Annotated in this window: 24 protein-coding genes; 15 read left to right on the top strand and 9 right to left on the bottom strand. The window is 65.6% G+C overall.

The genetic code is table 11. The features are described 5' to 3' along the window. From CIW53_RS07040 to CIW53_RS06985, 12 genes are all read left to right on the top strand, one after another. Entirely contained in the window at positions 1 to 1,215 is a 1,215-nt protein-coding gene (locus CIW53_RS07040; RefSeq protein ID WP_149363967.1) for an FtsX-like permease family protein, read from the top strand. Positions 1,216 to 1,270: 55 nt separating this feature from the next. Beyond that, a complete protein-coding gene (locus tag CIW53_RS07035) occupies positions 1,271 to 2,596 on the top strand; it encodes an ABC transporter permease (protein WP_149363966.1) in 1,326 nt (441 codons plus the stop codon). 10 nt (positions 2,597 to 2,606) lie between these two features. Continuing rightward, entirely contained in the window at positions 2,607 to 3,851 is a 1,245-nt protein-coding gene (locus CIW53_RS07030) for an FtsX-like permease family protein (protein WP_149363965.1), read from the top strand. A 46-nt stretch (positions 3,852 to 3,897) separates the two neighbouring features. Then, the gene (locus CIW53_RS07025) at positions 3,898 to 4,509 is read left to right on the top strand and encodes an ankyrin repeat domain-containing protein (RefSeq protein WP_172969604.1); all 612 of its coding nucleotides are present in this window, start codon (positions 3,898 to 3,900) and stop codon (positions 4,507 to 4,509) included. Between the two features lie 26 nt (positions 4,510 to 4,535). After that, a complete protein-coding gene (locus CIW53_RS07020; RefSeq protein ID WP_149363963.1) occupies positions 4,536 to 5,837 on the top strand; it encodes an ABC transporter permease in 1,302 nt (433 codons plus the stop codon). Positions 5,838 to 5,844: 7 nt separating this feature from the next. Next, positions 5,845 to 7,050: an FtsX-like permease family protein gene (locus tag CIW53_RS07015; protein ID WP_149363962.1), complete on the top strand. Its 1,206-nt coding sequence runs from the start codon at positions 5,845 to 5,847 to the stop codon at positions 7,048 to 7,050. Positions 7,051 to 7,141: 91 nt separating this feature from the next. After that, complete coding sequence (locus tag CIW53_RS07010; RefSeq protein WP_149363961.1) at positions 7,142 to 8,965, top strand: DUF885 domain-containing protein; 1,824 nt, start codon at positions 7,142 to 7,144, stop codon at positions 8,963 to 8,965. A 141-nt stretch (positions 8,966 to 9,106) separates the two neighbouring features. Further along, positions 9,107 to 10,447 (top strand): sigma-54 dependent transcriptional regulator, encoded by a 1,341-nt coding sequence (locus CIW53_RS07005; protein ID WP_149363960.1) that lies wholly within the window; start codon positions 9,107 to 9,109, stop codon positions 10,445 to 10,447. Positions 10,448 to 10,752: 305 nt separating this feature from the next. Then, complete coding sequence (locus CIW53_RS07000; RefSeq protein WP_149363959.1) at positions 10,753 to 12,141, top strand: ATP-binding protein; 1,389 nt, start codon at positions 10,753 to 10,755, stop codon at positions 12,139 to 12,141. A gap of 60 nt (positions 12,142 to 12,201) precedes the next feature. Beyond that, positions 12,202 to 13,143 carry an SPFH domain-containing protein gene (locus CIW53_RS06995; RefSeq protein WP_149363958.1) on the top strand — a complete coding sequence of 314 codons (942 nt, stop codon included), beginning with the start codon at positions 12,202 to 12,204 and terminating at the stop codon, positions 13,141 to 13,143. Positions 13,144 to 13,153: 10 nt separating this feature from the next. Further along, positions 13,154 to 13,600, top strand: a complete 447-nt coding sequence (locus tag CIW53_RS06990) for an NfeD family protein (RefSeq protein WP_149363957.1) — start codon at positions 13,154 to 13,156, stop codon at positions 13,598 to 13,600. Next, on the top strand, positions 13,597 to 14,877 hold the full coding sequence (locus tag CIW53_RS06985; RefSeq protein WP_149363956.1) for a threonine/serine exporter family protein: 1,281 nt from the start codon (positions 13,597 to 13,599) through the stop codon (positions 14,875 to 14,877). Before CIW53_RS06990 ends, CIW53_RS06985 begins: the two co-directional genes overlap by 4 nt. 285 nt (positions 14,878 to 15,162) lie before the next feature. Here the strand turns inward: CIW53_RS06985 and CIW53_RS06980 are convergent, their stop codons facing one another. From CIW53_RS06980 to CIW53_RS06970, 3 genes are all read right to left on the bottom strand, one after another. Continuing rightward, positions 15,163 to 15,486 carry an H-NS histone family protein gene (locus CIW53_RS06980; protein ID WP_149363955.1) on the bottom strand — a complete coding sequence of 108 codons (324 nt, stop codon included), beginning with the start codon at positions 15,484 to 15,486 and terminating at the stop codon, positions 15,163 to 15,165. A gap of 473 nt (positions 15,487 to 15,959) precedes the next feature. Continuing rightward, complete coding sequence (locus CIW53_RS06975) at positions 15,960 to 17,657, bottom strand: proline--tRNA ligase (RefSeq protein WP_149363954.1); 1,698 nt, start codon at positions 17,655 to 17,657, stop codon at positions 15,960 to 15,962. A 344-nt stretch (positions 17,658 to 18,001) separates the two neighbouring features. Further along, positions 18,002 to 18,418 carry a DUF4124 domain-containing protein gene (locus tag CIW53_RS06970; protein WP_242451800.1) on the bottom strand — a complete coding sequence of 139 codons (417 nt, stop codon included), beginning with the start codon at positions 18,416 to 18,418 and terminating at the stop codon, positions 18,002 to 18,004. A 109-nt stretch (positions 18,419 to 18,527) separates the two neighbouring features. On the opposite strand from CIW53_RS06970, the gene CIW53_RS06965 reads away from it, so the two are divergent. The 3 genes from CIW53_RS06965 to rimI are packed head-to-tail and all read left to right on the top strand — an operon-like array spanning position 18,528 to position 20,301. Beyond that, the gene (locus CIW53_RS06965) at positions 18,528 to 19,310 is read left to right on the top strand and encodes a phosphatidylcholine/phosphatidylserine synthase (protein WP_149363952.1); all 783 of its coding nucleotides are present in this window, start codon (positions 18,528 to 18,530) and stop codon (positions 19,308 to 19,310) included. After that, positions 19,307 to 19,807, top strand: coding sequence for a hypothetical protein (locus tag CIW53_RS06960; protein ID WP_149363951.1), 501 nt, complete (start codon positions 19,307 to 19,309; stop codon positions 19,805 to 19,807). Before CIW53_RS06965 ends, CIW53_RS06960 begins: the two co-directional genes overlap by 4 nt. A 5-nt stretch (positions 19,808 to 19,812) precedes the next feature. After that, on the top strand, positions 19,813 to 20,301 hold the full coding sequence (gene rimI, locus CIW53_RS06955; RefSeq protein ID WP_149364186.1) for a ribosomal protein S18-alanine N-acetyltransferase: 489 nt from the start codon (positions 19,813 to 19,815) through the stop codon (positions 20,299 to 20,301). 77 nt (positions 20,302 to 20,378) lie between these two features. Here rimI and CIW53_RS06950 read toward each other — a convergent pair whose 3' ends face one another. From CIW53_RS06950 to CIW53_RS06925, 6 genes are all read right to left on the bottom strand, one after another. Continuing rightward, the gene (locus CIW53_RS06950; protein ID WP_149363950.1) at positions 20,379 to 23,258 is read right to left on the bottom strand and encodes a valine--tRNA ligase; all 2,880 of its coding nucleotides are present in this window, start codon (positions 23,256 to 23,258) and stop codon (positions 20,379 to 20,381) included. Between the two features lie 138 nt (positions 23,259 to 23,396). After that, positions 23,397 to 23,747 carry a DUF3147 family protein gene (locus tag CIW53_RS06945; protein WP_149363949.1) on the bottom strand — a complete coding sequence of 117 codons (351 nt, stop codon included), beginning with the start codon at positions 23,745 to 23,747 and terminating at the stop codon, positions 23,397 to 23,399. 24 nt (positions 23,748 to 23,771) lie between these two features. After that, positions 23,772 to 24,842, bottom strand: coding sequence for a uroporphyrinogen decarboxylase (hemE, locus tag CIW53_RS06940; protein WP_149363948.1), 1,071 nt, complete (start codon positions 24,840 to 24,842; stop codon positions 23,772 to 23,774). 5 nt (positions 24,843 to 24,847) lie between these two features. Continuing rightward, the gene (locus CIW53_RS06935) at positions 24,848 to 25,108 is read right to left on the bottom strand and encodes a WGR domain-containing protein (RefSeq protein ID WP_149363947.1); all 261 of its coding nucleotides are present in this window, start codon (positions 25,106 to 25,108) and stop codon (positions 24,848 to 24,850) included. 169 nt (positions 25,109 to 25,277) lie between these two features. Further along, positions 25,278 to 26,357 carry a 3-dehydroquinate synthase gene (aroB, locus tag CIW53_RS06930; RefSeq protein WP_149363946.1) on the bottom strand — a complete coding sequence of 360 codons (1,080 nt, stop codon included), beginning with the start codon at positions 26,355 to 26,357 and terminating at the stop codon, positions 25,278 to 25,280. Further along, the gene (locus CIW53_RS06925; protein ID WP_149363945.1) at positions 26,354 to 26,911 is read right to left on the bottom strand and encodes a shikimate kinase; all 558 of its coding nucleotides are present in this window, start codon (positions 26,909 to 26,911) and stop codon (positions 26,354 to 26,356) included. The genes aroB and CIW53_RS06925 overlap by 4 nt, the downstream gene beginning before the upstream one ends. Between the last annotated feature and the right edge of the window lie 26 nt (positions 26,912 to 26,937).

Raw genomic sequence — 26,937 nt, 5'->3', positions numbered from 1 at the left:
ATGCAGATCAAGCCCATTCTTTCCGCACTGCGCAAGCATCGCCTGTCCACGATCCTGATTGCGCTGGAAATCGCGCTGGCCTGCGCGGTGCTGTGCAATGCCTGTTTCATGATTTCCCAGCGCGTCTCGGCAACGCATATCGACAGCGGAGTGGATGAAACGTCCCTCGCGACGGTACAACTGACCGGCTACGACTCCACCCAAGCGCCCGATGTGGATGCGCGGGCGCTCGCCGCGTTGCGCGCCGTTCCCGGTGTGCAGTCGGTGTCGCTGCTCAATTCCATACCGTTCGGTAGCCGCCGCGGTACCGCTGGAATCACTACCGATGCGGCCGGCGAGCATTTTGGCGGCGTGATCGAATTCTACGTGGGCGGTCCGGGCAGCCTGCAGACACTCGGTGCCAAGCTCGTTGCCGGGCGTGCGCCGCAAATGGATGACTTTCACGCGTTCACCGGCTTCATGCCCGACGAGGGCAGCGTCCAGATCACGCAGGCCCTGGCCGAACATCTGTGGCCGGGTGCCGATCCGCTCGGCAAGGAGTTCTGGGTGCTGAAGTCGCACTACCGCGTGGTTGGCGTGTTGAAAAGCCTGGTCCGGCCCGATCCGACCGGGTGGACGCCAGAACAACGCCAGTGGTCCGTATTCCTGCCGGCGCAGCCGGGCCCGTATCTGACGGGCAGCTACCTGTTGCGCGCCAGTCCCGGGGATCTGCCGCGCGTGCTGCGCGATGCGCTCGCGGCCCTCGCCAAGGCGGTGCCGGAAGTGGTGATTGATCGCGAGAATAGCCATACCCTGGGCGAACTGCGCCACGACGTGTTCAAGAACGATCGCGCCATGGCCGGCATGCTCGTCGGTGTGATTGCCGCGCTGCTGCTGGTCACGTCGCTGGGCATCGTCGGCCTGGCCAGTTTCTGGGTGCAGCAGCGCCGCCGGCAGATCGGCATCCGCCGCGCGATCGGTGCCACTCGCAGCGACATCCTGCACTACTTCCAGACCGAGAATTTCCTGATCGTGACCGGCGGCATCGTGCTTGGCATGGTGCTGGCGTTCGCGATCAACCTGCTGCTCATGCAGCGCTACGAACTGCCGCGCCTGCCGCTGTACTACCTCCCGATCGGCGCGCTGGTGCTGTGGGCGCTCGGCCAGTTGGCGGTGCTCGGTCCGGCGTTGCGCGCTGCGGCGGTGCCGCCGGTGGTGGCGACGCGGTCGGTGTGATCGGACTCGCCCCTGCGGCGATACGTGGTTTCGATGGTCGATGGGGGTACACGGAATGTTCGGCTACTACCTGGATCTCGCCCTGCGCAGCCTGAAGCGCAGCCCGGGTCTCACTGCACTGATGATGCTGGCGATCGGGTTCGGCGTGGCCGCATCGATGACCACATGGTCGGTGTTCCGCGGCGTGTCGGGTGATCCGATTCCGTGGAAGTCGGCGCAGCTGTTCGTGCCGCAGATCGACAGCTGGGGTCCGTCGCAGAAATCCGGGGCCGGCCTCCACGAGCCGCCGGATGCATTGGCTTATGCCGATGCGATCGCACTGATGCACGATCGCCGCGCCGCCTTGCAGTCGGCGATCTACGCGGTCGCACCGACGGTGTTGCCGGCGGGGGAGGGACGCAGCCCGATCCCGGTATTCGGTTTCGGCGTCTACGGCGAATTCTTTCCGATGCTGGATGTGCCCTTTCGGTACGGCAGCGGCTGGCAGGCTGGCGACGACGGTGACGGCGCACCCGTCATCGTGATCAGCGATGCACTCAACCGGCAGGTATTTGGCGGTGGCAACAGCGTCGGTCGCAACATCGATCTGGATGGCAGGGACTACCGCGTGACCGGTGTGCTGAAGCCGTGGAATCCGCAGCCGATGTTTTTCGACGTGGTCGATACCGGCGGGTTCGGCGGCAATGGCCCGGATGTTTTCGTGCCGCTGCAGCGTGCCATCGCCAGCGGCATGGAAAACGCCGGCGCGGTGAATTGCCCGAAGGGCGTGCAGCCCGGCGCGGGCTACGCCGGGCTGCAGAAGTCGAACTGCGTGTGGCTCGCTTACATGGTCGAGTTGGACGATGAATCTGCAGTGCAGAACTACCGGCAGTACCTGGACAACTATGCGAGCGTTCAGCAGAAGCTCGGCCGCTTCGATTGGCCGCCGAACAATCGCCTGCGCGACATGCGCGCGTTTCTGGATCATGAGCACGTGGTGCCCGACGACACCCGTGTATCGCTGCTGGTGGCGCTGGGCCTGCTGCTGGTATGCCTGGTCAACACCGCGGGGCTGATGCTGGCCAAGTTCCTGCGTCGCAGCGGCGAGATCGGCGTGCGCCGGGCGCTGGGCGCATCGCGCCGAGCCATCCATGCGCAGTTCCTCACCGAGGCGGCAGTCATCGGCGTCGGCGGCAGCGCGCTGGGCCTGCTGCTGACCGCCATCGGGGTATTCGCCGTCAACCGGATGTTGCCGCCACGCCTGGCCGAGCTGGCCCGTATCGAGCCGGCCTTGCTCCTGCTCACCGTGGTGGTGGCGATCGCCGCCAGCGTGCTGGCTGGCTTGTATCCCACCTTTCGTGCCGCGCGGGTGCAGCCTGCCTGGCAATTGAAGACGAATTGAGGATGCGCCAATGAGACTGCATCCGACCCTTTCTGCGCTGCGACAGCACAAGGCTGGCGTGTTGCTGATCGTGCTGCAGATCGCGCTGACCCTCGCGATCGTGTGCAATGCCATCTTCGTGATCGGGCAGCGCATCGAGCGGATGAATCGCCCCACCGGAACGGTCGAGGATGGCCTGATCCGCATATCGCAAAGCTGGTTCGGCGCGCCTGCCGGCGATGATGCCGCGTCCGTCGAAAAACTCGACGCGCTGCAGCGGACGGATCTGGCCACGTTGCGCAACCTGCCCGACGTGCAGGACGTGGCTGCTTCGACCAGCATGCCGCTGCAAGGCATGATCTACAGCGGCACGCTCAGCTTGAATGCGCAACAAACCGGCGTGGCGGTGAGCGCCGCCTACTACTACGGCGACGAGCATCTGCGCCCGACGCTCGGCGTGCGCCTGATCGCAGGTCGCGATTTCAGGGCCGACGAGATCCTGCACCGCACGCTCACCGGCGAGGCCGCGCCGTCGGTGATCATCGTCAGCAAGCCGGTGGCCGGGAAGCTGTTTCCTGACGGCGACGCGTTGGGCAAGACGGTGTACCAGGACGGCAAGCCGGCGACCATCGTCGGCATCGTCGAGCGCCTGCAGACGCCGACCACGGCGAAGTGGGGCAGTGCCTGGGACTACAACTCGGTATTGGAACCGATACGCGTGGACGGCGCTTCGGCCAGCTACGCGGTGCGCGCACGGCCCGGTCGCGAGCAGGCGGCGATGCGCGAGGCACGCAAAGCCTTGCTGGCAGTCGACCCGTTGCGCGTGATGCCGGACAGCTGGGGCATCCAGTCGCTCTCGCAGATACGCGACAAGATCTACCGCGCCGATCGCGGCATGGCGCTGATGATGGCTGCGGTGTGCCTGATCCTGGTCGTGGTGACGGCTGCCGGCATCGCCGGGCTGACCAGTTTCTGGGTCGGCCAGCGGCGCAAGCAGATCGGCGTACGGCGTGCGCTGGGTGCGCGACGCATCGACATCCTGCGCCACTTCCAGGTCGAGAACCTGCTGATCGCCGGTGGCGGCGTGCTGCTCGGCGTAGTGCTGGCATTGGCGCTGAACCTGTGGCTGATGACGCACTACGAGATGGCGCGCTTGCCATTGCCGTACGTGGGGATCGGCGTGCTGGCGATGCTGGTGATTGGGCAGGCGGCGGTGTTCATGCCGGCGCGACGTGCGTCCCATGTACCGCCGGTGGTGGCGACGCGGGCGGCGTGAAGGCGGCGATCGGCTACATCAGCGAAAACTATGGAGTGGTCTTTTCATGAAAATCATCAATGCACGAATCAATCGGTTCACGGCTTTCGGCGTGTTGGCGTCGGTATGTCTTGCCGCATCGGCAGGTGCGCCCCGGCCAGCGTGGACCGGTCGCGATCAGGCGGACGCGGTACATCTGGTCGCTGCGGTTCGGCAGCAGGATGCCGACGCTGTCCGACACATGGCAAAAGACGGTGTGGACGTGAACGCGAGTGTGCGTGGCGACGGCACGCCGCTCATCATCGCGGCGAAACGCGGTGACCTCGCCATGGTGAACGTCCTGCTCGGACTCGGCGCGAGCGTGAACCTGGCCGTGCATGGCGATGGCAATCCACTGGTGGCTGCGTCGGCTGCCGGAAGGCTCGACGTCATGGCGCGCTTGCTGGCGGCGGGTGCCAGCATCAACCTCGTCGTGCCAGATGACGAGACTGCCCTGATCAGCGCCGTCAGGAATGATCACCTGGATGCCGTCGAACTCCTCGTCGAGCACGGTGCCGACGTGAATCTGGGCGTCGTCGCCAACGGCAGCCAATGGCGTTCACCGCTGAACCAGGTCCACAGCGAATCGATCCGAAAATATCTGTCGCGCCACGGCGCCGTGGTCGGCCATCCCGGCTGAATACGTCTGCAACAGGGAGATGTGCAATGTTCGGCTATTACCTTGACCTGGCGCTGCGCAGCCTGAAACGCAACAAGGTGCTGACCACGCTGATGGTGCTGTCGCTGGCGCTGGGGATCGGCGCGAGCATCACCACGCTGACCGTGTTCCGTTTGCTGTCGGGTGATCCGCTGCCGCAAAAAAGTGCGCAGCTGTTCTATCCGCAGCTCGATCCGTATCCGAAAGACCAGCCGTTTTCGCGCAGCGACAAGATGCCGTGGCTGATGACGTATGCCGATGCGATGAACCTGATGCATGCGCGCAAGGCCACGCGGCAGGCAGCGATGGCGATGACCCAGGCCAAGGTGACGCCGTCAACCGCCGGGCAGAAGCCCTTCTTCAGCGACGGGGTGATGACCACGGCGGATTTCTTCGCGATGTTCGACGCGCCGTTCCGCTATGGCGGCGGCTGGAGCGCGGCGGACGATGACAACCGCATGCCGGTGGCGGTGATCGCCGGGTTCCTCAACGACAAGCTGTTCGGCGGCACCGACAGCGTGGGACGCAGCATCCGCATCAACGAGCACGACTTTCGCATCGTCGGCGTGCTCGATCATTGGGCACCGCAGCCGCGCTTCTACGGCTTGCGCCTGGGTGGCCACGACTACGGCACGGGCGATGCGGTATTCATGCCGCTGCAGACCGCGCGCGCCGACGGCATGACGCCGCAGGTCACTCTCTCATTCGGCTCATCGGACAGCACGAAACTGGAAACCGCACCCAGCATCTGGCTGGGCGTGTGGGTGCAATTGTCGGGCGCGGCCGATGCGGCGGCGTATCGAACCTTCCTGGGCAACTACGCGGCGCAGCAGGTCACGCTGGGGCGGTTCCAGCGCCCGCGGGTGTCCCTGTCCGGCTTGATGCAGTGGCTGGCGGATCAACGGGTGGTGCCCGACGACGTGCGCCTGCAGACGGGGCTGGCGTTCGGCTTCCTGCTGATCTGCGTGGTCAATACGGTCGGCCTGCTGCTGGCCAAGTGCCTGCGCCGATCGCGCGAGATCGGCGTGCGCCGCGCGCTGGGTGCGTCGCGGGGTGCGATCTTCGCTCAGTTCATGGTCGAGGCTGCCATCGTGGGTTTGGCCGGTGGCGTGCTGGGGCTGGGCTTCGCCGAGCTGGGGTTGCTCGGCATCCGTCATCAGCCGGCCGAGTACGCCAGCCTGGCGCACCTGGATATCGGGATGTTCCTGTTCACCTTTGTCGTGGCCGTGCTGGCCAGCCTGATCGCCGGCCTGCTGCCGGCCTGGCGGGCCAGCCTGCTGGCACCGGCCCCGCAACTGAAAGCCGCCTGAGGTGCCCATGGAAATCCGACCGATCCTCGCCAGCCTGCGCAAGCACCGCATCCCCGCCGTGTTGATCGTGCTGGAGATCGCGCTGGCCTGCGCGGTGTTGTGCAACGCCGTGTTCATGATCGGCCAGCGCGTGGCCGACATCCACATGCGCAACGCCATCGACGAGCGCGGCATTTCGGTGCTCACCTTGAACGGCGCTGATCCGGCGCGCGCCGCCGCCGACATCCCGCGCAATCTGGCGGCGCTGCACGGCATCGCGGGCGTCAAGGCGGTGGCGACGACCACCGGCATGCCGCTGGACACGGATGCGGCGGTGACCGGTTTCACCATCACGCCGGAAGGGAAAAGCAGCGTGAACACCGCGGAGTATTTCATCGGCAGCGACGGTGAACAGGCGCTGGGATTGCGACTGCTGCAGGGGCGTTATTTCAATGCCGACGAATACGCAGACAGCGGTCTGGACGGCTTCAAATCCACCGCCCACGTCATGCTGGTTACCGAAAGCGACGCGCGACGGTTGTGGCCAGGGCAGAGTGCGCTGGGCAAGCGGTTGTACAGCGACAACGCCAGCTGGACCGTGATCGGCGTGGTCGCCGACGTACTGGCGCAGGAGCCGGCGTTCAGCGGCGGCGGTGGCCGCTATTCCAGCGTGTTCTTTCCGCTGCGCCCGCAGGTCGAGCTGAGCAATTATGTCTTGCGCAGCGCGCCGCAGGATCGCGAGCGCATCGTGCGCGAAGCCGTGCAGGTGCTGGGCAAGCTGGAGCCTGCCGCGGTGGTGGAAGGCAAGACCTACGAGGCGATGCGCGCGGAATATTTTGCCGATACCAGCAGCATGGCCTGGATGCTGGTGCTGGTGTGCGTGGTGATGCTGGCGGTGACCGCCTTCGGCATCGTCGGCCTGACCAGCTTCTGGGTGCAGCAGCGCCAGCGCCAGATCGGCATCCGCCGCGCCATCGGCGCCACCCGCGGCCACATCCTCGGCTATTTCCGCACCGAGAACTTCCTGCTCAGTACCGCTGGTGTGCTGGTCGGGATGGGCTTGGCCTTCGGCATCAATCTCTACTTGATGATGCACTACGAAGTGAGCCGCATGCCCTGGTACTACCTCCCCGGCGGAGCCATCGCGCTATGGCTGCTCGGCCAGTTTGCCGTGCTTGGCCCGGCACTGCGCGCGGCGGCGGTGCCGCCGGTGGTGGCGACGCGATCAGGGTGAATACCATGCAATCTGGCACGGGAGGAGGCTTCCCGTGGCGATCACAATAAGGGTTCGTACCCCCTCGACACGACCCATGGAGATGCGCTTGATGAAGACCTTGCCGTTGTTGATCTGTGCGAGCCTGCTGGGCTCGGTGACTCTCGCTTCATCGGTGCAGGCGGCGCCGGCCGCGCAGATCGCGAAAGGCGATGTGGCGAGCCGCGTGCAGGCGCTCAATGCGCTGCTGGCCGAGCAGTGGCAGCACACGCTGCAGAACTCGCCCGAGTTCGCCACGATTCTCGGCGACCTGCGTTACAACGATCGTTGGAGCGATCTCTCGCTGGCGCATGCGGCGGCCGAGCGCAAGACGACGGCGGATTTCCTCAAGCGCTTCGAGGCGATCGACACCAGCGGCTTCTCCGACACCGACAAGCTCAACCAGCAGCTGATGGTGCGCCAGCTGAAGGACAGCCTTAAAAGCTATGACCTGAAGTTGAACGAGATGCCGCTGGACCAGATGAGCGGCGTGCACATCGCGCTGGCCGGTTTCGTCAGCTCGATCCCGTTCAACAACACCAAGGAATACGACGATTACCTGACGCGCCTGCGTGCGGTTCCGAAGGCGTTCGACCAGGTCATCGGCGTGGCGAAGCAGGGCATGGCCGACAAGATGATGCCGCCGAAGTACCTGCTGGAAAAAGTCGTCACGCAGATCGCCAGCATCGAGAAGCCGGCCGGCATGGACAGCGTGTTCGCCGAGCCGCTGAAGCATTTCCCGAAGTCGGTGTCGGCGGCCGACCAGAAGCGCCTGCATGACGCGATCCTTGCCGCGATCGACGACGACGTGCGGCCGGCGTACCAGAAACTGGGCGAGTTCGTGGCGAAGGACTATGCGCCGCACGGACGCAGCCAGCCGGGCATCTGGGACCTGCCCAACGGCGACGCGATCTACCGCTTCGACGTCGAGCAGATGACCACCACCGACAAGACGCCGGCGCAGATCCACGCGCTGGGTTTGTCCGAGGTCAAGCGCATCGAGGGCGAAATGACCAGGATCGCCAAGTCGCAGGGCTTCGCCGACCTGGCCAGTTTCCGCGCCTCGCTGAAGAGCAATCCGGCGACGCACGCGACCTCGCGCGAGGACATCCTCAATCGCTACCGCGGTTTCCTGGCGCAGATGCAGCCGGAATTGCCGAAGCTGTTCGGCATCCTGCCCAAGACCAAGGTGGTGGTGATGCCGGTCGAGGCGTTCCGCGAGAAATCCGCGGCTGCCGCCGAATACCACCAGGGCACGCCGGACGGTTCGCGGCCCGGGCAGATCTTCGTCAATACCGGTGACTTCGCCAACCGCAGCGTGCTGACGATCGAGTCGACCGCGTACCACGAGGGCATCCCCGGCCATCACCTGCAAATCTCAATTGCACAGACCCTGCCGAAGCTGCCGCCGTTCCGCCAGCAGGCCGGCTACACCGCGTACATCGAGGGCTGGGCGCTGTATGCCGAGCAACTGGGCAAGGACGTGGGCTTCTACAAGAATCCGCTGTCCGACTACGGCCGGTTGTCCGACGAACTGCTGCGCGCCGACCGCCTGGTGCTCGACACCGGCGTGCATTACAAGCACTGGACGCGCCAGCAGATGGTCGACTTCTTCCACGCGCATTCCAGCGAGGACGAGCCGGACGTGCAGGCCGAGACCGATCGCTACATCACCTGGCCGGGCCAGGCGCTGGCGTACAAGATGGGCGAGCTGAAGATCCTCGAATTGCGCACGCGGGCGAAGCAGGAGCTGGGCGACAAGTTCGACATCCGTGCGTTCCACGACGAGATCCTCGGTGGCGGTGCACTGCCGCTGGACGTGCTGGAGACGCGCACCAATGCGTGGATCGCTGCGGTGAAGGCGGGCAAGGCATCGGCGCACCCGAAGGCCGAATAAGCGGATATCGAGCGACCGTCGGCAATCTGGCTGGCGGTTGCTTCCGCTTCGTGAAGCCGCGAAAGAAAGGTTGAATAGTTCGATAGTCATGGCAACCTTTACGGCGGGAGCGGCATCCATGTCCGCATGTGCAGAAGAAAGATGCGAACCGTACTGATCATCGATGACAACCCCGCCGTGGGCGAAGCCTTGTCACTGGCGTTGTCGCTGAACGAAATTCGCACGCTCAGCGCGCTGACCCCGGAGCAGGGGCTGGCGCTGCTGGAGCGCGAAGCGATCGACGTGGTGATCCAGGACATGAACTTCACCGCCGACACCACCTCGGGCGAGGAAGGCGTGGCGCTGTTCCGTGCGATTCGCGAACGGCACCCCGATCTCCCGGTGATCCTGCTCACGGCGTGGACGCATCTGGAGACCGCGGTGGAGCTGGTCAAGGCCGGCGCGGCCGATTACCTGGGCAAGCCGTGGAACGACAGCAAGCTGCTGACCACGGTGGAGAACCTGCTGGAGCTGTCCGAGTCTACCCGCGAGGTCAGCCGCAGCCGGCGCGAGCGTCGCCAGCGGCGCGAGTTGCTGCAGAGCAAATACGATCTGGACGGACTGGTGTTCGCCTCCGAGGCAATGGGGCGCACGCTCAACCTCGCCTGCCAGATCGCCCGTTCCGACGTGCCGGTGCTGATCACCGGGCCGAACGGCACCGGCAAGGAACGCATCGCCTCGATCGTGCACGCCAATTCGGCGGTGAAGCGCGGGCCGTTCGTGGCGGTGAATTGCGGCGCGTTGCCGGGCGAGCTGATCGAGGCCGAGCTGTTCGGTGCCGAGGCCGGCGCGTATACCGGCGCGAACAAGGCGCGCGAGGGCCGCTTCGAACTGGCCGACGGCGGCACGCTGTTCCTCGATGAGATCGGCAACCTGCCGCTGCCCGGCCAGATGAAGCTGCTGCGCGTGCTGGAAACCGGCCAGTTCGAGCGGCTCGGTTCCGGCAAGACGCGGCAGGCGAAGGTGCGCGTGCTGTCGGCGACCAACGCCGACCTCAAGGCGATGATCCAGGCCGGCACGTTCCGCGAGGATCTGTACTACCGGCTCAACGTGATCGAGGTGAACCTGCCGCCGCTGAGCGAGCGCATCGACGACATCCTGCCGCTGGCCGAATTTTTCCTGGACGGACGCGCCGAACTCGGCGATGCCGCCCGCGAGGCGCTGCTGGGCTACCCGTGGCCTGGCAATGTCCGCGAGTTGAAAAACGCGATCGAACGCGCCGCGCTGCTGGTCGGCGACGGTGCGATCACGCCCGAGCTGCTCAATCTTCCGCAGCATGCGGCCGTCAGCACGCGCAATCTCGAAGAACCCAGCCGCGAGACGGTCGAGGCGGCGCTGCACAGGGCCGATGGCGTGGTCAGCCGGGCCGCACAGAACCTGGGTTTGTCGCGACAGGCGCTGTATCGGCGGATGGAGCGGTACGGCCTGATCGGTGCCAGCTGAATTTCCACGGGATCGAGTAGCCGGTGATGAAACTTGCCCTTGCGCGGAAGGCGTAGAAAGATGGCCGGACTCAGGTGTCAGGATGCCTGCCATGCGATATCCGCGACTCGTGTTCGTTTCCGCAGCGGTGATGGGTACCGGGCGCGCCTGGTTCGATGGGCGTCCGCCGCTCGATTGCGCGCAGACGCCGTTGCATGCCAAGTGCCAGTGAGAAGCCGTGAATCGGGCAACTTCTCGGTCCGGCCACGGCGAGGGCATGGGATGACTGAGTTGAGCCGACGCCCAGCCATCTCGAGGTGGACGCCATGTGGCGCCGTCTGATATCGCTGCAGGGGCGCTTGACCCTCCTCCTGGCGCTGTCGGGGCTGGCCGGCGCGATGATCTATGCCGGCATCACCCAATGGCCGCTGCCGCAGCTGTTGCTGTGGCTGCGCACCGATCTCACCGTGACGATCCGCGAGCCGATGCAACTGGGCATCTATGGTGGATTGCTGGCCAGCCTGATCGTGCTGCTGCCGCTGGCGTTCTGGCTGGCCGGGCGGGTGATGGCGCCGGTGAGCCGGCTGTTGCGTGCGCTGGAGGGCGCGGTGGCCAGCTATCGCGACGGCGATTTCAGCTTCTCCATCGCGGTCAACCGGCGTGACGAACTGGGCGAACTGATCCGCATGCACAACGCGCTGGGGCAGACCCTGCGCGAGCAGCGTCAGCACCTGGTGCAGCGTGAACTGCTGCTCGACACCGTGGTGCAGAACACGCCGGTCGCGCTGGTGCTGACCGACGCGATCGGTCGTGTGGTCTACGCCAACATTGCCTCGCGGCACCTGTTCAACCAGGGCCGCAACCTGGTCGGCATGGATTTCGCGGCGTTGCTGGCCGACGCGCCCGAGACCCTGCGCAAGGCGGTGGAAAGCGGCGAGGATGCGCTGCTCAGCGTGGAGATGGATGGCAGCGAGGAAACTTTCCACCTGTCGCAGCGCGCATTCCGTCTACAGGGCCGGCCGCACCGCCTGCAGCTGTTCCGGCGCATGACGCGCGAGCTGTCGCGGCAGGAAGTGGCGACCTGGAAGCGGGTGATCCGGGTGATCAGCCACGAACTCAACAACTCGCTGGCACCGATCACCTCGCTGGCGCATTCCGGTGCCGAGCTGGCCCGGCGCGGCCAGCTCGATCGGTTGCCCGGCGTGTTCGCCACCATCGGCGAGCGCGCGCTGCACCTGCATCACTTCATCGCCGGCTATGCCAGCTTTGCCAAGTTGCCCACGCCGCAGCTGGTGGACATCGAGTGGCAACCGTTCCTCGACGGACTCGCGCTGCATTGCCAGTACCGGCTGGCGACGCCGGTGCCGACCGGTCGCCCTGGCCGGTTCGACGCGGTGCAGATCGAGCAGGTGTTGATCAACCTGATCAAGAACGCGCACGAATCGGGCAGCGATGCCAATGAGGTCACGCTGTCGATCCTGGAAGCGGGCAGCGAGCTGCGCATCGAGGTGGCCGACCGCGGCCCCGGCATGAGCGAGACGGTGCTGGCGCAGGCATTGTTGCCGTTCTATTCGACCAAGCGTTCCGGCACCGGCCTGGGCCTGGCGCTGGCGCGCGAAATCACCGAGGCGCACGGCGGTCGCGTACTGCTGGCCAATCGCGAGGGCGGTGGCCTGCGGGTGAGCCTGCGGCTGCCGCTGACGGCTGGCCGGTAGCGGCCGAAGCGCAGCGGCCTCGCCTATACTCAAGCCTTCTTCATGGACATGGGGTGGGCAATGGGACAGCTTCTTGCGTTGGTTATCGTGGCCGTCGTCATCATCGGCGTGGCCAAGCTGGTGCGCATCGTGCCGCAGGGCTTCGAATGGACGGTGGAAACGTTCGGCAAGTACACCCGCACGCTGAGCCCGGGGCTGCATTTCCTGGTCCCGATCTACCAGGCGGTCGGGCGCAAGATCAACATGATGGAACAGGTGCTGGACGTGCCCAGCCAGGACGTGATCACCAAGGACAACGCGGTGGTGCGTGTCGACGGCGTGGTGTTCTACCAGGTGCTGGACGCGTCCAAGGCGGCTTATGAGGTGTCCAACCTCGAGCAGGCGTCGCTGGCCCTGATCATGACCAACATCCGCACCGTGCTCGGCTCGATGGATCTGGACGAGTCGCTGAGCCAGCGCGATGCGATCAACGCCAAGCTGCTCAAGGTGGTCGACGAGGCGACCCATCCGTGGGGCGTCAAGGTCAACCGCATCGAGATCAAGGACATCGCGCCGCCGCGCGACCTGGTCGACGCGATGGCGCGGCAGATGAAGGCCGAGCGCGAGAAGCGCGCGAACATCCTCGACGCCGAAGGCTTCCGCCAGGCGGCGATCCTCAAGGCCGAGGGCGAGAAGCAGTCGGTGATCCTGGCCGCCGAGGGCGAGAAGGAAGCAGCTTTCCGTGCCGCCGAGGCGCGCGAGCGTTCGGCCGAGGCCGAGGCGAAGGCCACGACGATGGTGTCCGACGCGATTTCCAGCGGCAACGTCAATGCACTGAACTATTTCGTCGCCAACAACTACGTCGACGCGCTGAAGGAAATGGCGAAGTCGCCGAACCAGAAGATGCTGTTGCTGCCGATCGAGGCCACCGGCATCCTCGGTTCGCTGGCCGGCATCGCCGAGCTGGCCAAGGAGTCGCTCGGCCAGCAGCAGAAGTCGATCGCCCAGCCGCCGCTGCGTTGAGGCCATGACCATGTGGGAGCTTTCGACGCATTACCTGTGGTGGATCCTGGCGCTGCTGCTGATCGCCGGCGAGCTGTTGCTGCCGGGCTATTTCCTGTTGTGGATCGGCTTGGCGGCTGCCGCGATGGGCGTGGTGCTGTGGGTTGATCCGGCGCTGGGCATGCTGGTGCAGGCCATCCTTTTCGGCTTGCTCGCGTTTGCCTCCTGTGTCGGTTACGCCCGCTGGCTGCGGCCGCGGCTTGAACGGCGCGCGCCCGGCGGCGAGCGGCTGAACCGTCGCGCCGAGCAGCTGATCGGCCAGCGCTACGAGCTGATCGAGCCGATCGTCAACGGCCGTGGCAAGGCCCGCGTGGGCGACGGCCAATGGCTGGTCAGCGGGCCGGACCTGCCGCTGGGCAGCACGGTGGAAGTGGTCGCCGTCGATGGCACCACGCTGCAGGTGCGCGCCGCGACATGAGCCCTGGCGACACCATCGGCCAGCAGCAGTTCGCCACCACGGCGCTGAATACGCGCATCGCGTTCCTGCTGGAGCTGGCGCGGCGGCTGCATCAGTACGGCACCTCCGCGCCCCGCCTCGAAACCGCGGTGGCCGGTGCCGCGCAGCGGCTCGGCCTTTCCGCCGACGTGTGGTCCAGTCCCACCGCGATCATCATTTCCTTTTCCGACCTGGCGCAGGGCGAGGAGGGCGTGGCGCAAACCACGCAGGTAATGCGGCTGGCCCCGGGCGAGGTGAACCTGCAGCGCCTGTGCGAGGCCGACGACATCGCCGACCGCGTCATCGCCGGCGAGCTGGGCCTGCGCGAAGGCTTTCGGTTGCTGCGCGTGCTGGGCCGACCCGATACGCGGCGCGAGAAGCTGGGTTCGATCGCCAGCTATGGCCTGTCCGCGGCAAGCATCGCGGCCTTGTTCCTGCACAGCTCATGGGTGGACCTGCTGGTCGCCGGGGTGGTCGGGGCCATCATCGGCTGCATAACCCTGCTGGCGGCCAGCAGGCCGCGGCTGGCGGTGGCCAGCGATGCGATCAGCGCCCTGGTGGCGACCACGGTGGCGATCGTGGTGAGCGCCTTCGTGGTGCCGTTGGCGATCAAGTCGGTGGTGCTGGCCAGCCTGATCATCCTGGTGCCGGGCATGTCGCTGACCACCGCGGTACGCGAGATATCCAGCCAGCATCTGGTTTCCGGCATGGCGCGCATGGGCGGCGCGATGTCGACGCTGCTCAAGCTCACTTTCGGCACGATCGCGGCGACCCAGTTGTGCGCCGCGTTCGGCATCAGGGCGCGCGAATTCGCCTTGCCGCCGCTGCCCGGCTGGACCGATTACCCGGCGTTGCTGATCGCGGCGGTCGCCTTTGCGATCCTGTTCCGTGCGGCCCGGCGCGACTGGCCCGTGGTGATCGTGGCAGTGGTCGTGGGCTTTCTGGCGACGCGCTGGGGTGGCGAGATCTCCGAGTCGCTGCCGAGCGCACCGGTCGGTGTATTCGTCGGCGGATTGTTGCTGGGCGCGATGGCGAATGTTTACGCGCGATTCGCGCATCGGCCGGGCGCCGTCATACGAGAGCCGGGTATCTTGTTGCTGGTGCCAGGCAGCGTCGGTTTTCGCAGCGTGTCGTTTCTGCTCGAACGGGATACCTCGCTGAGCATGGATACGGGACTGTTGCTGGTCACGCTGCTGGTTTCACTGGTGGGGGGATTGATGTTCGGTGACCTGCTGGTTTCGCCCCGCCGCTCCCTGTAACCCGGGAATGGCCGAAGACGCGACGATGTCGTTTGTTGTCCGTCAAGACAGCGGGACCGCACGGCACCTTTGCCTCCTGCCCCGCAAAGCGGGGAGGGTTGAGGAGGCTCTTGAACCCAGGCAAAAACAGAAAGCCACCCCGCCTGACCTGATCCTTGTTTTGCAGGACGGGAAATCAAGCGTGTGTCTGCCCGCTCAAGCGAATGCAGTATTGCCTTGAAGCCGACAAGAAAACGCCGGCACGAGGCCGGCGTTTTTCATTGAAACAACACGGTGGTCGAGCGATCAGATCGCCAGATCCTTTTCCTTCTTGCCGGCCTTCAACGCATCGTTGAACCAGTGCGGACGCTTGCCGCGGCCGGACCAGGTCTGCGCCGGGTTGGCCGGGTTGCGGTATTTCGGGGCGACCGTGCCGGTGGTGCGCTTGGCCTTGCCGCGGGTGCTGCCGAAAATGTCCTCGAAGGCATAACCTTCGGCCTTGATCATCGCGTGTACCTTTTCGCGCAATTTGGCGACTTTTTCCTTGCGCAGTTCGTTCTGGCGAACCTGTGCCTTGCTGATCAGGTCATTGAGCTGGTTGTGGTTTAGGTTCTTGATATCGACGGCCATGATGGGCTCCCGGGGGTGAGGCGTGAATTTATTCGGTATGGCTATTATGGAATGCAGCCTTCCGCAATGCATTGTCGCAGGCCTTATTCTCGCTTATTCGCCGAATCGTTGTAAAGCGCCGGCCCTGTGAGCTGGGTTTCACAATTAGACGTGGTTAATGGTTTTGACAGTGATTTTCGATTAGTGCCGGTACTCGGTCAGCGAAGGAAATGCCTGCATTTCCCCAAATGCAAAAGGCGAGGCGAAGTCGAAAGACTGCCTCGCCGAGGCTCTTGGTTCCGCGCGCCGACACGCGCCACTTTGAAGCTCGCGAAGTTTGTCATGCGCTGCCGGCTTGGTGCGGGCGAACGAAATGAGCGGCTTGATTGTCGGACGATCAGGCGGCGATTGAATAATGGGTGCCGCGGATTCGATGCATTGAATAGCGAAGCGGCCGCCCAGGGCGGCCGCTTCGATTAATGCGTGATGCGGTCTCAGTGCAGCAGGCTGAACAGCTCTTCCTGGCTGAGCGCGCGGCTTTCGCTGTCTTCGCGCGCACGGTATTCCAGTGTGCCGGCAGCCAGCCCCCGCTCGCTGACCACGACGCGGTGCGGAATGCCGATCAGCTCGATATCGGCAAACATTCCGCCCGCACGCAGGCCGCGATCGTCCAGTACCGTTTCGATGCCGCGTTGGCTCAATGCCTGGTACAGCGCCTCGCCTGCCGCGGCGACGGCCGGGACGTTCTTCGGATTGATCACGCATACGGCCACCCGCCATGGCGCCATTGCCTCGGGCCAGATGATGCCGGCATCGTCGTGGCGCTGCTCGATGGCGGCAGCCACGATGCGGCTGACGCCGATGCCATAGCAACCCATGGTCATGACCTGCGGCTTGCCGGTCTCGTCAACGACGGTGGCATCGAGTGCCTCGGCGTATTTCCGGCCGAGCTGGAACACATGGCCCACTTCGATGCCGCGGGCGATATGCAGTACGCCGTTGCCATCCGGCGAGAGGTCGCCGTCGACCACGCTGCGCAAGTCGGCGATGCGGCTGACGCGTGCATCGCGATCCCAGTTCGCACCGGTGCAATGGATTCCGTCGACGTTGGCACCGCAGACGAAGTCTGCGAGTACGGCGGCATCGCGGTCGACGATCACGGGGATCGAATCGGGCAGGCCGACCGGGCCGATGAAGCCGGGGCGGGCGCCGGTGGCGGCGAGGATTTCTTCCTCGCTGGCCAGCACCGATTCGTCCGGCAACTCGGCCAGCTTGCCGGCCTTGACCGCGTTGATCTCGTGGTCGCCGCGCAGACACAGCGCAACCAGGCCATCGCGGCCGCGCACCAGCAGGGTCTTCACGCATTGCTGCGGCGATACCTTGAGGAAAGCGGAGACCTCGGCGATGGTCTTCTGGGCGGGTGTGTCGACACGCTGCAGGGCGATGGCGGGCGCCGGACGCTGACTGGTCGGCGCCAGCGCCTCGGCCTTTTCCAGATTGGCCGCGTAATCGGAGCCGTCGGAGAAGGCGATGGCATCCTCGCCGGCATCGGCGATCACCTGGAATTCGTGGCTGGCATTGCCGCCAATGGCGCCGGTATCGGCCTGGACCGCGCGGAAGGTCAATCCCAGGCGGGTGAAAATGCGCACATAGGCCTGGTACATCGCTGCATAGGTTTCGGCCAGCGACTCCTGGCTCAGGTGAAACGAATAGGCATCCTTCATCAGGAATTCGCGCGCGCGCATTACCCCGAAACGCGGACGAAACTCGTCGCGGAACTTGGTCTGGATCTGGTAGAACACGATCGGCAGTTGCCTGTAGCTTTTCAGCTCGTTGCGGGCAAAATCGGTGATCACTTCCTCGTGGGTCGGGCCGTAGCAGAATTCCTGCTGCTTGCGATCGGTGATCTTGAGCAACTGATCGCCGAATTTCTGCCAGCGGCCGGTTTCTTCCCACAGTTCCTTTGGCTGGATCGACGGCATCAGCATTTCCAGCGCGCCGGCGCGATCCATTTCCTCGCGCACGATCTGCTCCACCTTGCGCATCACGCGCAGGCCCAATGGGCTCCACGTGTACAGGCCGGAGGCGAGCCGGCGGATCATGCCGGCCCGCAACATCAACCGATGGCTGGTGATCTCGGCGTCGGCGGGCACTTCCTTGACGGTGGCCAGGTGGAATTGGCTGAGGCGCATGCGGTACGTCCGGCGTGATAAAGATGCCGATTGTAGCGGGCCACCGCCGGGCTGCGCATGCACGCCTGCGCAATGAGAGGTTGACTGTTCAACCTGGAAGCCCGGCCATGGCGAGGGCATCCCCGTGTTGAGGCAACGCAGGAGCGGTTGCCCGATACCCGGTCGCGGATCGGGCACGCAAGTGGCTGATTGACGTAAGCTGGTCCGGACAAATCCGCTGGGAGCGGAATTGAACGACAGCCGCAGGCTGGCCCGCAGGGTGCATGCCAGCGATGGCATGCATGTGCCGGACTCGCGATGGAAGAAAAGCCGCAGCCCTGACGCCGGCAACGCCCGTCAAGGCTTCATCTGGCCTGGCAATACTGGTTGTACTGGGCGGTGTCGGCGGCGATCTGTTGCTTGCGTTGGCTGTCGTCGAGCGCGGTGGATTTGCCGCCCTTTTGCATGACCACCGGTGCGCTGCCATTGAGCGCGGCAAGGTTGGCCTGGAGCGATTTGCACAGATTGCTGCGATTTTCAGGGGTATCGGCGACAGGCTGGGCCGTCGTCTCGGGAGAAGACTCGGCGGTGGGGATCGTCGCCGGTGCCGGAGCGGGTGCATCCACAGTGCCGTTGGTCTTCACCTGGCTGTATTTCGTGCCTTGGGCCGGGGGCGCCTGCGAGTAATGCACGGTGCCGCTGGCGTCTGTCCATTTGTAGACCTGGGCGGTGGCCAGCGGGGCCAGCAACAGCAGCGCCACGGCGATCAGGGAACGGTGCATGGTGTTCTCCATTTCACGTTGAATTCTGGTTCACCTTGTTATCACTGTGCTCACCCGGACTCAAGCAGCCGATGGTTTACACTGCGCGCATCCTGTCACGGATTGATTCATGAGCGAGCCAATGCCAGTCCGCCCACCGCGGCATCGGGGTATTTACCTGTTGCCCAACCTGTTCACTACCGGCGCGATGTTTGCGGGTTTCTACGCGATTATCGCCAGCATCGGCGGTCGTTACGGCGAGGCCGCGATAGCAGTGTTTTTCGCGGCCGTGCTGGACGGCATGGACGGCCGGGTCGCGCGAATGACCGGCACCCAGACCGAGTTCGGCGTGCAGTACGACTCGTTGTCCGATCTGGTCAGTTTCGGACTGGCACCGTCGCTGGTGATGTATACGTGGTCGCTGTCTGCGCTGAAGGACTACGGCCCGCTGTGGGGCAAGCTGGGCTGGGCCGCCGCGTTCATCTACGCCGCTTGCGCCGCGTTGCGGCTGGCGCGCTTCAATACCCAGGTCGGCGTGGCCGACAAGCGTTATTTCCAGGGCCTGGCCAGCCCGGCCGCGGCGGCGGTGTGCATGTCGTTCGTGTGGAGCGTGGACAAGTTCGGCCTGGCCGGCAGCGACTTCTGCTTCATCACTCCGGTGATCGCCATCGTGACGGGCTTGTTGATGGTCAGCAGGTTTCGCTATTTCAGTTTCAAGTCGTTGCCCCTGGGTGAGCGCCAGCGCGTACCCTTCGCATGGATGGTCGGCGCCGTATTGCTGCTGGCGCTGCTGATCCTGGATACGCCCCGGGTGTTGTTCGTGGGGTTCACGATCTACCTGCTGTCCGGTCCCGTGTTGACGGTATGGGGCCTGACCACGCACCGCCGCCGTGCACGGCGCAATCCGGCATGAACGCGAATCTGCGCCAGTCGGCGACACCCGGCCATCGCGACCGCGTATTGCGCGCGCTGGGCATGACGCCGTGGGTGCGGCGCGGCACGCCCGAGCCGCAGGTTCAGATGCCGCAGGTGGTTGCCGAGCGCGACCAGTTCATGCCGGCGATGGGAACGGGCTGTGTGGTGGTGCTTCCGGAAGGCTGCAGCACGCGCGAACTCGATTTGCTGGGGCGTGCCCTGAATGCCGGCGGGCCCCTGCTTGCGCGTTCGGCGCGGGTCACGGTCGACGCTGGCCAGCTTGCCGCGGGGGTGCCATCGGCGCAGGCCTATCTGGTGTTCGGCGAGGCGCAGGCGCACGCGCTGGGACGCACCTTGCCGGCGGCCCGGATGCACCAGGCCGTGATCGTGCTGGCCGACGAGCCGTCCCTGGTATTGACCAGTGCCGGTGCCAAGCGCCGGTTGTGGAGTGCGTTGCGCAGCGTGCGCCGTGCACTGGCCGCGACAGGCGGTTGAGCGCGATGGCCGCGGTGGTCAAACCGGTGATCCAGGTGCGCGGGATGCGCAGCGAGGACCTGGCGACAGTCAGCGCGCTGGAAAATATCTCCTACGAGTTCCCCTGGTCGGCAGGCATCTTCAGCGACTGCGTGAAGGCCGGCCACCCCTGCTGGGTGTTGTGCGTGCGCGAGGCGATCGCCGGTTACGGCATCCTGTCGATGGGGGCCGGCGAGGCCCACGTGCTCAATATCTGCATCGCGCCGGATTACCGTGGCCGCGGACTGGGCCGGCATCTGCTCGGCCGCCTGCTGGACATCGCACGCTGGAATGGGGCCGAACGGGTGTTTCTCGAAGTGCGGCCGTCCAATCCGCTGGCCAAGGCTCTGTACGAGTCGGTGGGCTTCACCGAAATCGGCCGGCGGCCGCGTTATTACCCCGCGCGCGACGGGCGCGAGGATGCGATCGTGATGGCGCTCAATATGCTCGATATGGCCGCAGGCCATATCGAGTAGAGGCAAAGGTTCTTTGCTCGACGCATGAGGGCGAGCAAGCGCGCCCTCTCCCGCAGGCGCGAGAGGGGAGCAACGGCTCACCCTTGCAACTTCGCCGCCTGCTCGCGCAGCGCACCCAGCGTGGTATTCCAGTCGGCGATGCGCTGACGCTCCTGGGTAACGACTTCGGCTGGCGCGTTGGCAACAAAGTTCGCGTTGCCGAGCTTGCCTTCGCACTTCTTGATCTCGACCTCGATGCGACTGATTTCCTTGGCCAGGCGCGTTTTCTCGGCGCCCAGGTCGATCAGCCCGGCGAGCGGGATCAGCACGCGCAGTGTGCCGACCACGGCCGCGGCGGCGGCGGGTTCTTCCGCGCCGGCTTCGATCCACTGCGGCGTTTCGGTTCGGGCGAGGAAGGCGATCTGTGCGGAGAACTTCGCCACGCGGGCGCGATCGCTGGCGTCGCCGTCGGCGAGCAGCAGCGGGATTGTCCTGGCCGGCGAGATGTTCATCTCCGAGCGGATCCTGCGAATGCCGCTCAGCACATTCTTGAACCACTCGATCTCGGCTGTCGCCGTGTCGTCCGCCACGAAATCCGCGGCGAGGGGGTACGTGCAGTCGAGAATGAGCCGCTCTCTCGAAGAGTCCGGCATGGATGGCGGTTTGTTCTTCGCGCTCATGGAGGAGCGCAAAAACAACTCTGCCACCGATTGCCAGATTTCCTCGGTGATGAACGGGATCACCGGATGCAGCGCGCGCAGCACGCTTTCCAGGACCACCAGCAAGGTGTGGCGGGTGGATGCAGCTGCCGCTGCGTCGTCGCCGTTCAAGGCAGGTTTGGCCAATTCGAGGAACCAGTCGCACAACTCGTTCCAGGTGAACTCGTAAAGCGCCTGTGCGAGATGATCGAAGCGATAGCTGGCGAAATGCTGTTCGACTTCGCCCAGCGTCTGTTTGAGGCGGGTGAGGATCCACCGCTCGGCTTCGGTCACCGGCGCACCGGCCGGCGCGGCGATCGCGCCTTCCGGCAGGTTCATCAGCACGAACCGCGCCGCGTTCCACAACTTGTTGCAGAACGCCTTGTAGCCCTCGGCGCGCTTGATGTCGAAGTTGATCGTGCGGCTGTAGCTGGCCAGCGCGGCGAAGGTGAAGCGCAGCGCGTCGGTGCCGATCGCGGGGATGCCGTCGGGGTAATCCTTGCGGATGCGCTTCTCGACCTTGGCGCGTACCTGCGGGATCAGCAGCGACCTGGTGGATTTCTCCACCAGCGGTTCCAGCGTGATGCCATCGATCAGGTCCAGCGGGTCCAGCGTGTTGCCCTTGGACTTGGACATCTTCTGGCCTTCGGCATCGCGCACGATGGCGTTGATGTAGACCTCGCGGAACGGGATGCGGCCGGTGAAGTACTTGGTTGCCATCACCATCCGCGCGACCCAGAAGAAGATGATGTCGAAGCCGGTGACCAGGACGGCGCTGGGCAGGAAGATCTTGTCCTGCTCCCAGTTCGCGACGATCTCGCCGCGCTCGTTCTTCACCGGGCCGTTCGCCGGCCAGCCCAGCGTGGAGAACGGCCACAGCGCGGAGCTGAACCAGGTGTCCAGCACGTCGTCGTCCTGGCGCAGCGCACCGACCGGCGCGGTGCCGGCGCTGGCGCGCGCGTCCGCCTCGTCCTCGCCGACGAAGATGTTGCCCGCCTCGTCGTACCACGCCGGGATGCGGTGGCCCCACCACAGCTGGCGGCTGATGCACCAGTCCTGGATGTTGTCCAGCCATTGCGTGTAGGTGGTGCTCCAGTTTTCCGGCACAAACTTGATTTCGCCCGAACGCACGGCGTCCAGCGCCGGTTCGGTGATCGCCTTGCGGCCGCCGGGACGTCCATCCTTCTGGACGTCCGAAGTCAGGTCGACGAACCACTGGTCGGTCAGCATCGGCTCGATCACCGCGTCGGAGCGCTGGCTCACCGGCACCTGCAGCTTGTGTGCCTTCGTTTCCACCAGCAGGCCGAGCGCTTCGAGATCGGCCAGCACGGCCTTGCGCGCGTCGTAGCGGTCGAGGCCGCGGTATTTCTGCGGCGCGTTGTCGTTGACCTTCGCATCCAGCGTGAAGATGGTGATCGGCGGCAGCTGGTGGCGCTGGCCGATCGCGTAGTCGTTGAAGTCGTGCGCCGGGGTGATCTTCACGCAGCCGGTGCCGAAGTCCTTGTCGACGTAGTCGTCGGCGATCACCGGAATCTCGCGATCGGTCAGCGGCAGCTTCAGCGTCTTGCCGACCAGGTGCGCGTAGCGCTCGTCCTCCGGGTGCACGGCCACGGCGACGTCGCCCAGCATGGTTTCCGGGCGCGTGGTGGCAACCACCAGCGATTCGTCACTGCCCACCACCGGATAGCGAATCGACCACATGTGGCCGTCGCGCTCGACGTTGTTCACCTCGAGGTCGGAAACCGCCGTGCCCAGCACCGGATCCCAGTTCACCAGCCGGTTGCCGCGGTAGATCAGGCCCGCGCGATACCAGTCGACGAACACCTTGCGCACCGCGGCCGACAGCCCCTCGTCCATGGTGAAGCGCTCGCGCGACCAGTCCGCGGCGGCGCCGATGCGGCGCATCTGGTTGGTGATGGTGGAGCCGGACTCCTCCTTCCACTGCCACACCCGCTCGACGAATGCGTCGCGGCCGAGGTCATGCCGGGTCTTGTCTTCGACCGCCAGCTGGTTCTCCACGATCTTCTGCGTGGCAATGCCGGCGTGGTCAGTGCCGACCTGCCACAACGTGTTGAAACCGCGCATGCGGTGGTAGCGCACCAGCATGTCCATCACCGTCTGCTGGAACGCATGTCCCATATGCAGCGTGCCGGTGACGTTCGGCGGCGGCAGCAGGATGCAATACGGCTCGCCCTGGCCCGATGGCTGGAACGCGCCGCTGGCTTCCCAGCGCTCGTACCACTTCGACTCGATCTGGGCGGGTTCGAAACTCTTTTCCATCGGGACAGGGCTCAGTGGCGCGCGCGGGGCGCGCTTTGCATGGGGTAAAGCGGTGATTGTACGGGGCGGGGGCTGGGCTGCCAAAAGGGGTGGCGCCCCGAGCAGCCGAGGCAAGGGCGACAGAGTGTGAGGAAGTCACTACAGCAGCTCGATCCCGAACCGCCGCACCAGCTGTGCGAACAGCCAGAAGCACACCACGGTGATCGCCACGCAGGCGAGCAGCGTCGGCCAGAAGCCCAGGCGCGGCAGCAGCAGCGGAAAGGCCAGGAACATTGGCAGCGTCGGCACGACGTACCAGAACGTGTACCAGGCGTGGTTGGCGATCTTCGTCTGCGGCTGGTGCTCGACGTACAGCCAGATCAGTGCCAGAACAGTGACCAGCGGCAGCGCGCCAAACAGGCCGCCGAGGCGGTCGCTGCGCTTGGCGACTTCGGAGACGAGCACGACGACGGCCGCGGTGATCAGGTACTTGGTGACGAGCCATGCCATCAGTCGACTCCCTGGAGGTGTTGCTCAGTTACCGCGAAGGATGCGCCCGTAAGCGTGCACTTCGTCCACCAGCACCTTCACGTGCTCCGGATCGACTTCCGGCGTAATGCCGTGGCCGAGGTTGAACACGTGGCCGGGATGGTTGCCGTAGCTGTCCAGCACGGCGCGGGCCTCGCGGCGGATCACCTCCGGGCTGGCGCGCATCACGGCCGGATCGAGGTTGCCTTGCAGGGCGACCTTGCCGGCGACGGCGCCGCGCGCATCGGCGAGGTTCATGGTCCAGTCGACGCCGAGGGCGGCGCAGCCGGTATCGGCCATGTCCGCCAGATGCTGGCCGGCGCCTTTGGAGAACAGGATCACCGGCAGTTCGCGCGCATGAGCGTCGGCTTTCAGCGCAGCGACGATCTGCCCCATGTAGCGCAGCGAAAATTCGCGGAACGGGGCAGGGCCGAGCAGGCCGCCCCAGGTGTCGAAGATCATCAGCGCCTGCGCGCCGGCGGCGGCCTGGGCGATCAGGTAGTGCGCGACGGACTGCGCCAGTATGTCGAGCATTCGATGGGCAAGCCTGGGTTCGTTCCAGCACATCGCCTTGAGCGTGGCGAAATCCTTCGAACCGTGACCTTCGACCATGTAGCAGGCCAGCGTCCATGGGCTGCCGGAAAAGCCGATCAACGGCACCCGGCCGTGCAGCTCCCGGCGGATCAGGCGCAGCGCGTCCATCACGTAGCGCAGCTCGCCGTCCATGTCGGGTACGGCAAGCTTTGCGACGTCGGCGGCGCTGCGCACCGGGCGCGCGAACTGCGGGCCTTCGCCGTGGGCGAACGACAGCCCCAGCCCCATCGCGTCGGGGATGGTGAGGATGTCGGAGAACAGGATCGCGGCGTCGAGATCGAAGCGCTCCAGCGGCTGCAGGGTCACCTCGCAGGCATACTCGGGGTTCTGCGCCAGGCCCATGAAGCTGCCGGCGCGTTCGCGGGTGGCGCGGTATTCGGGCAGGTAGCGGCCGGCCTGGCGCATCACCCAGATCGGCGTGGTGTCGGTGGGTTCGCGGCGCAACGCGCGCAGGAAGCGGTCGTTCTTCAACACGTCAGTCATTTCAGTCAACGTCCGTACGGGCCTTCAAGCCCTTGGGCAAACATCAGGCGGAAGCCGCGCTTGAGCTGGGCGTCGCGGGCTTTCTCGAAGGCGGCAACCGCCTCGTCGCGCTCCAGGAACTGCTCGCGCTTCATCGTGGCACGGCCGCCCTGGGTGCCCGATTCGCGATACAGCGTCCAGCCGCCGAGCAGGTCCTGCTCCAGCGTGATCTGGACGTAGCGTGGTGCCTCGGTGCTGCCGGGCACGGTTTGCAGGTAGAGGCGCATGGGTTCCAGGGATGGAGCGCGGCGGACGGCACAGTTTATAGGATTTGCGCGCGCGAGCCCCGGCCCCGAATGCCGCAGGCGCAGCCGAGCGGTTTGTCTGTGCAGGAGCCCGCTCGCGAGCGATGCTCTTGCGAATTCCGAGAAAAAAGCAGCGCCCGCGAGCGGGCTCCTACAGGACGGTGAGTACGTCGGCTTCGTTTACGCCGGCGACGATTTCGGCGCGGCCGATGCCGCGCCACAGGATCAGTCGCAGGGCGCCGGCGGTGTTCTTCTTGTCCAGTCGCATCAGTGCCAGCAATTGCTGCGCATCCATGCCTGGTGGAATCGCCGTGGGCAGGCCAAGGGTTTCCAGCAGGCGCTGCAGGCGGCCGGTGTCGGTCGGTTCGCTCATGCCGAGGCGCTCGGACAACCTTGCGGCCAGCAGCATGCCGATCGCCACGCCTTCGCCGTGCAGCAAGACGGTGTAGTGGCCGGCGGTCTCCAGCGCGTGGCCGAAAGTGTGGCCGAGGTTGAGCAGGGCGCGTTCGCCCTGTTCGGTTTCGTCGCGGGCGACTACGCCGGCCTTGTAGCGGACCTTGCGCGCGATCGCTTCGAGCACGGTGGCGGGGTCACGTGCGACGAGTGCCTCGGCGTGCTGTTCCAGCCAGGTAAAAAACGCTTCGTCGCCGATTGCCGCGCCCTTGATCACCTCGGCCAGACCGGCGCGGTATTCGCGGTCGGGCAGGGTCGCCAGGGTGTCGATGTCGGCGATCACCGCACGCGGCTGGTGAAATGCGCCGGCGAGGTTCTTGCCGACTGGCAGGTTGACCCCGGTCTTGCCTCCGACCGAGGAGTCGACCATCGCCAGCAGGGTGGTCGGCATCTGGATGAAGTCGATGCCGCGCATCCAGCACGCCGCGCTGAAGCCGGCCAGGTCGCCGACCACGCCGCCGCCCAGCGCGATCACGCAGGCGTCACGGGTGGCGCCGAGTTGTCCGAGCGCCTCCAGTGCGCGGCCGACGTTGGCAAATGTTTTGTGCGCCTCGCCGTCGTCGAGCAGGAAGGGTGACCAGTGCATGCCTTCGAGTCCCGCTTCGACGCGCGACAGGTACAGCGGTGCCACCGTGGTGTTGCTGAGTACCAATGCATGGCGGCCACGCAGCATCGCGCGCCAGCGCGCGTGGTCGGCGAGCAGGCCGCTGCCGATCCATACCGGATAGCTGCGCCGACCGAGGGCGACGGTGATGGTCTGGATGGCGGGGCGGTTCATGCGGTTTGCCGAGGCTCGGAGGAGGGGGGGTGTCGCCAATGCCGGTCGATCAGCGCGATGCAGCGCTCGCTGGCGGCGGCGACGCTGCCGTGTTCGCCGGGCACGGCGAGGTCGGCGAGTTCGCGGTAGATCGGTTCGCGGATGCGTGCCATCGCGTGCAGCTGTTGGTTCCGATCAGCGACGGCCAGCAGCGGGCGGTGATGGTCGCGCTCCAGTCGTTCAAGCTGCTGTTCGATGGTCGTCTGCAGCCACACCACGTAACCGCGCCCGCACAAATGCCGGCGATTGGCTTCGGCCAGCACGGCGCCGGCGCCGGTGGCCAGCAGCACGCCGGATTGGCGGCTGCACTCGTCCAGCAGGGCGCTTTCGCGCTGGCGAAAACCGGCCTCGCCTTCGATATCGAACACCGTGCGCACATTCACGCCACAATGGCGTTCGATCTCCTGGTCGAGGTCGACGAACGGCAGGCCATAATGCGCGGCAAGCCGGCGCCCGATCGATGTCTTGCCGGCGCCGGTCGGACCGATGATGAAGAGGTTGTGCGACGGGTTCATGGGCAAATGCTAACAGGGCATATGCG

Origin of the sequence: Rhodanobacter sp. T12-5 (assembly GCF_008329435.1) — a bacterium.
Taxonomy (GTDB): domain Bacteria; phylum Pseudomonadota; class Gammaproteobacteria; order Xanthomonadales; family Rhodanobacteraceae; genus Rhodanobacter.
This window is presented reverse-complemented; position numbering and strand designations above follow the sequence as displayed.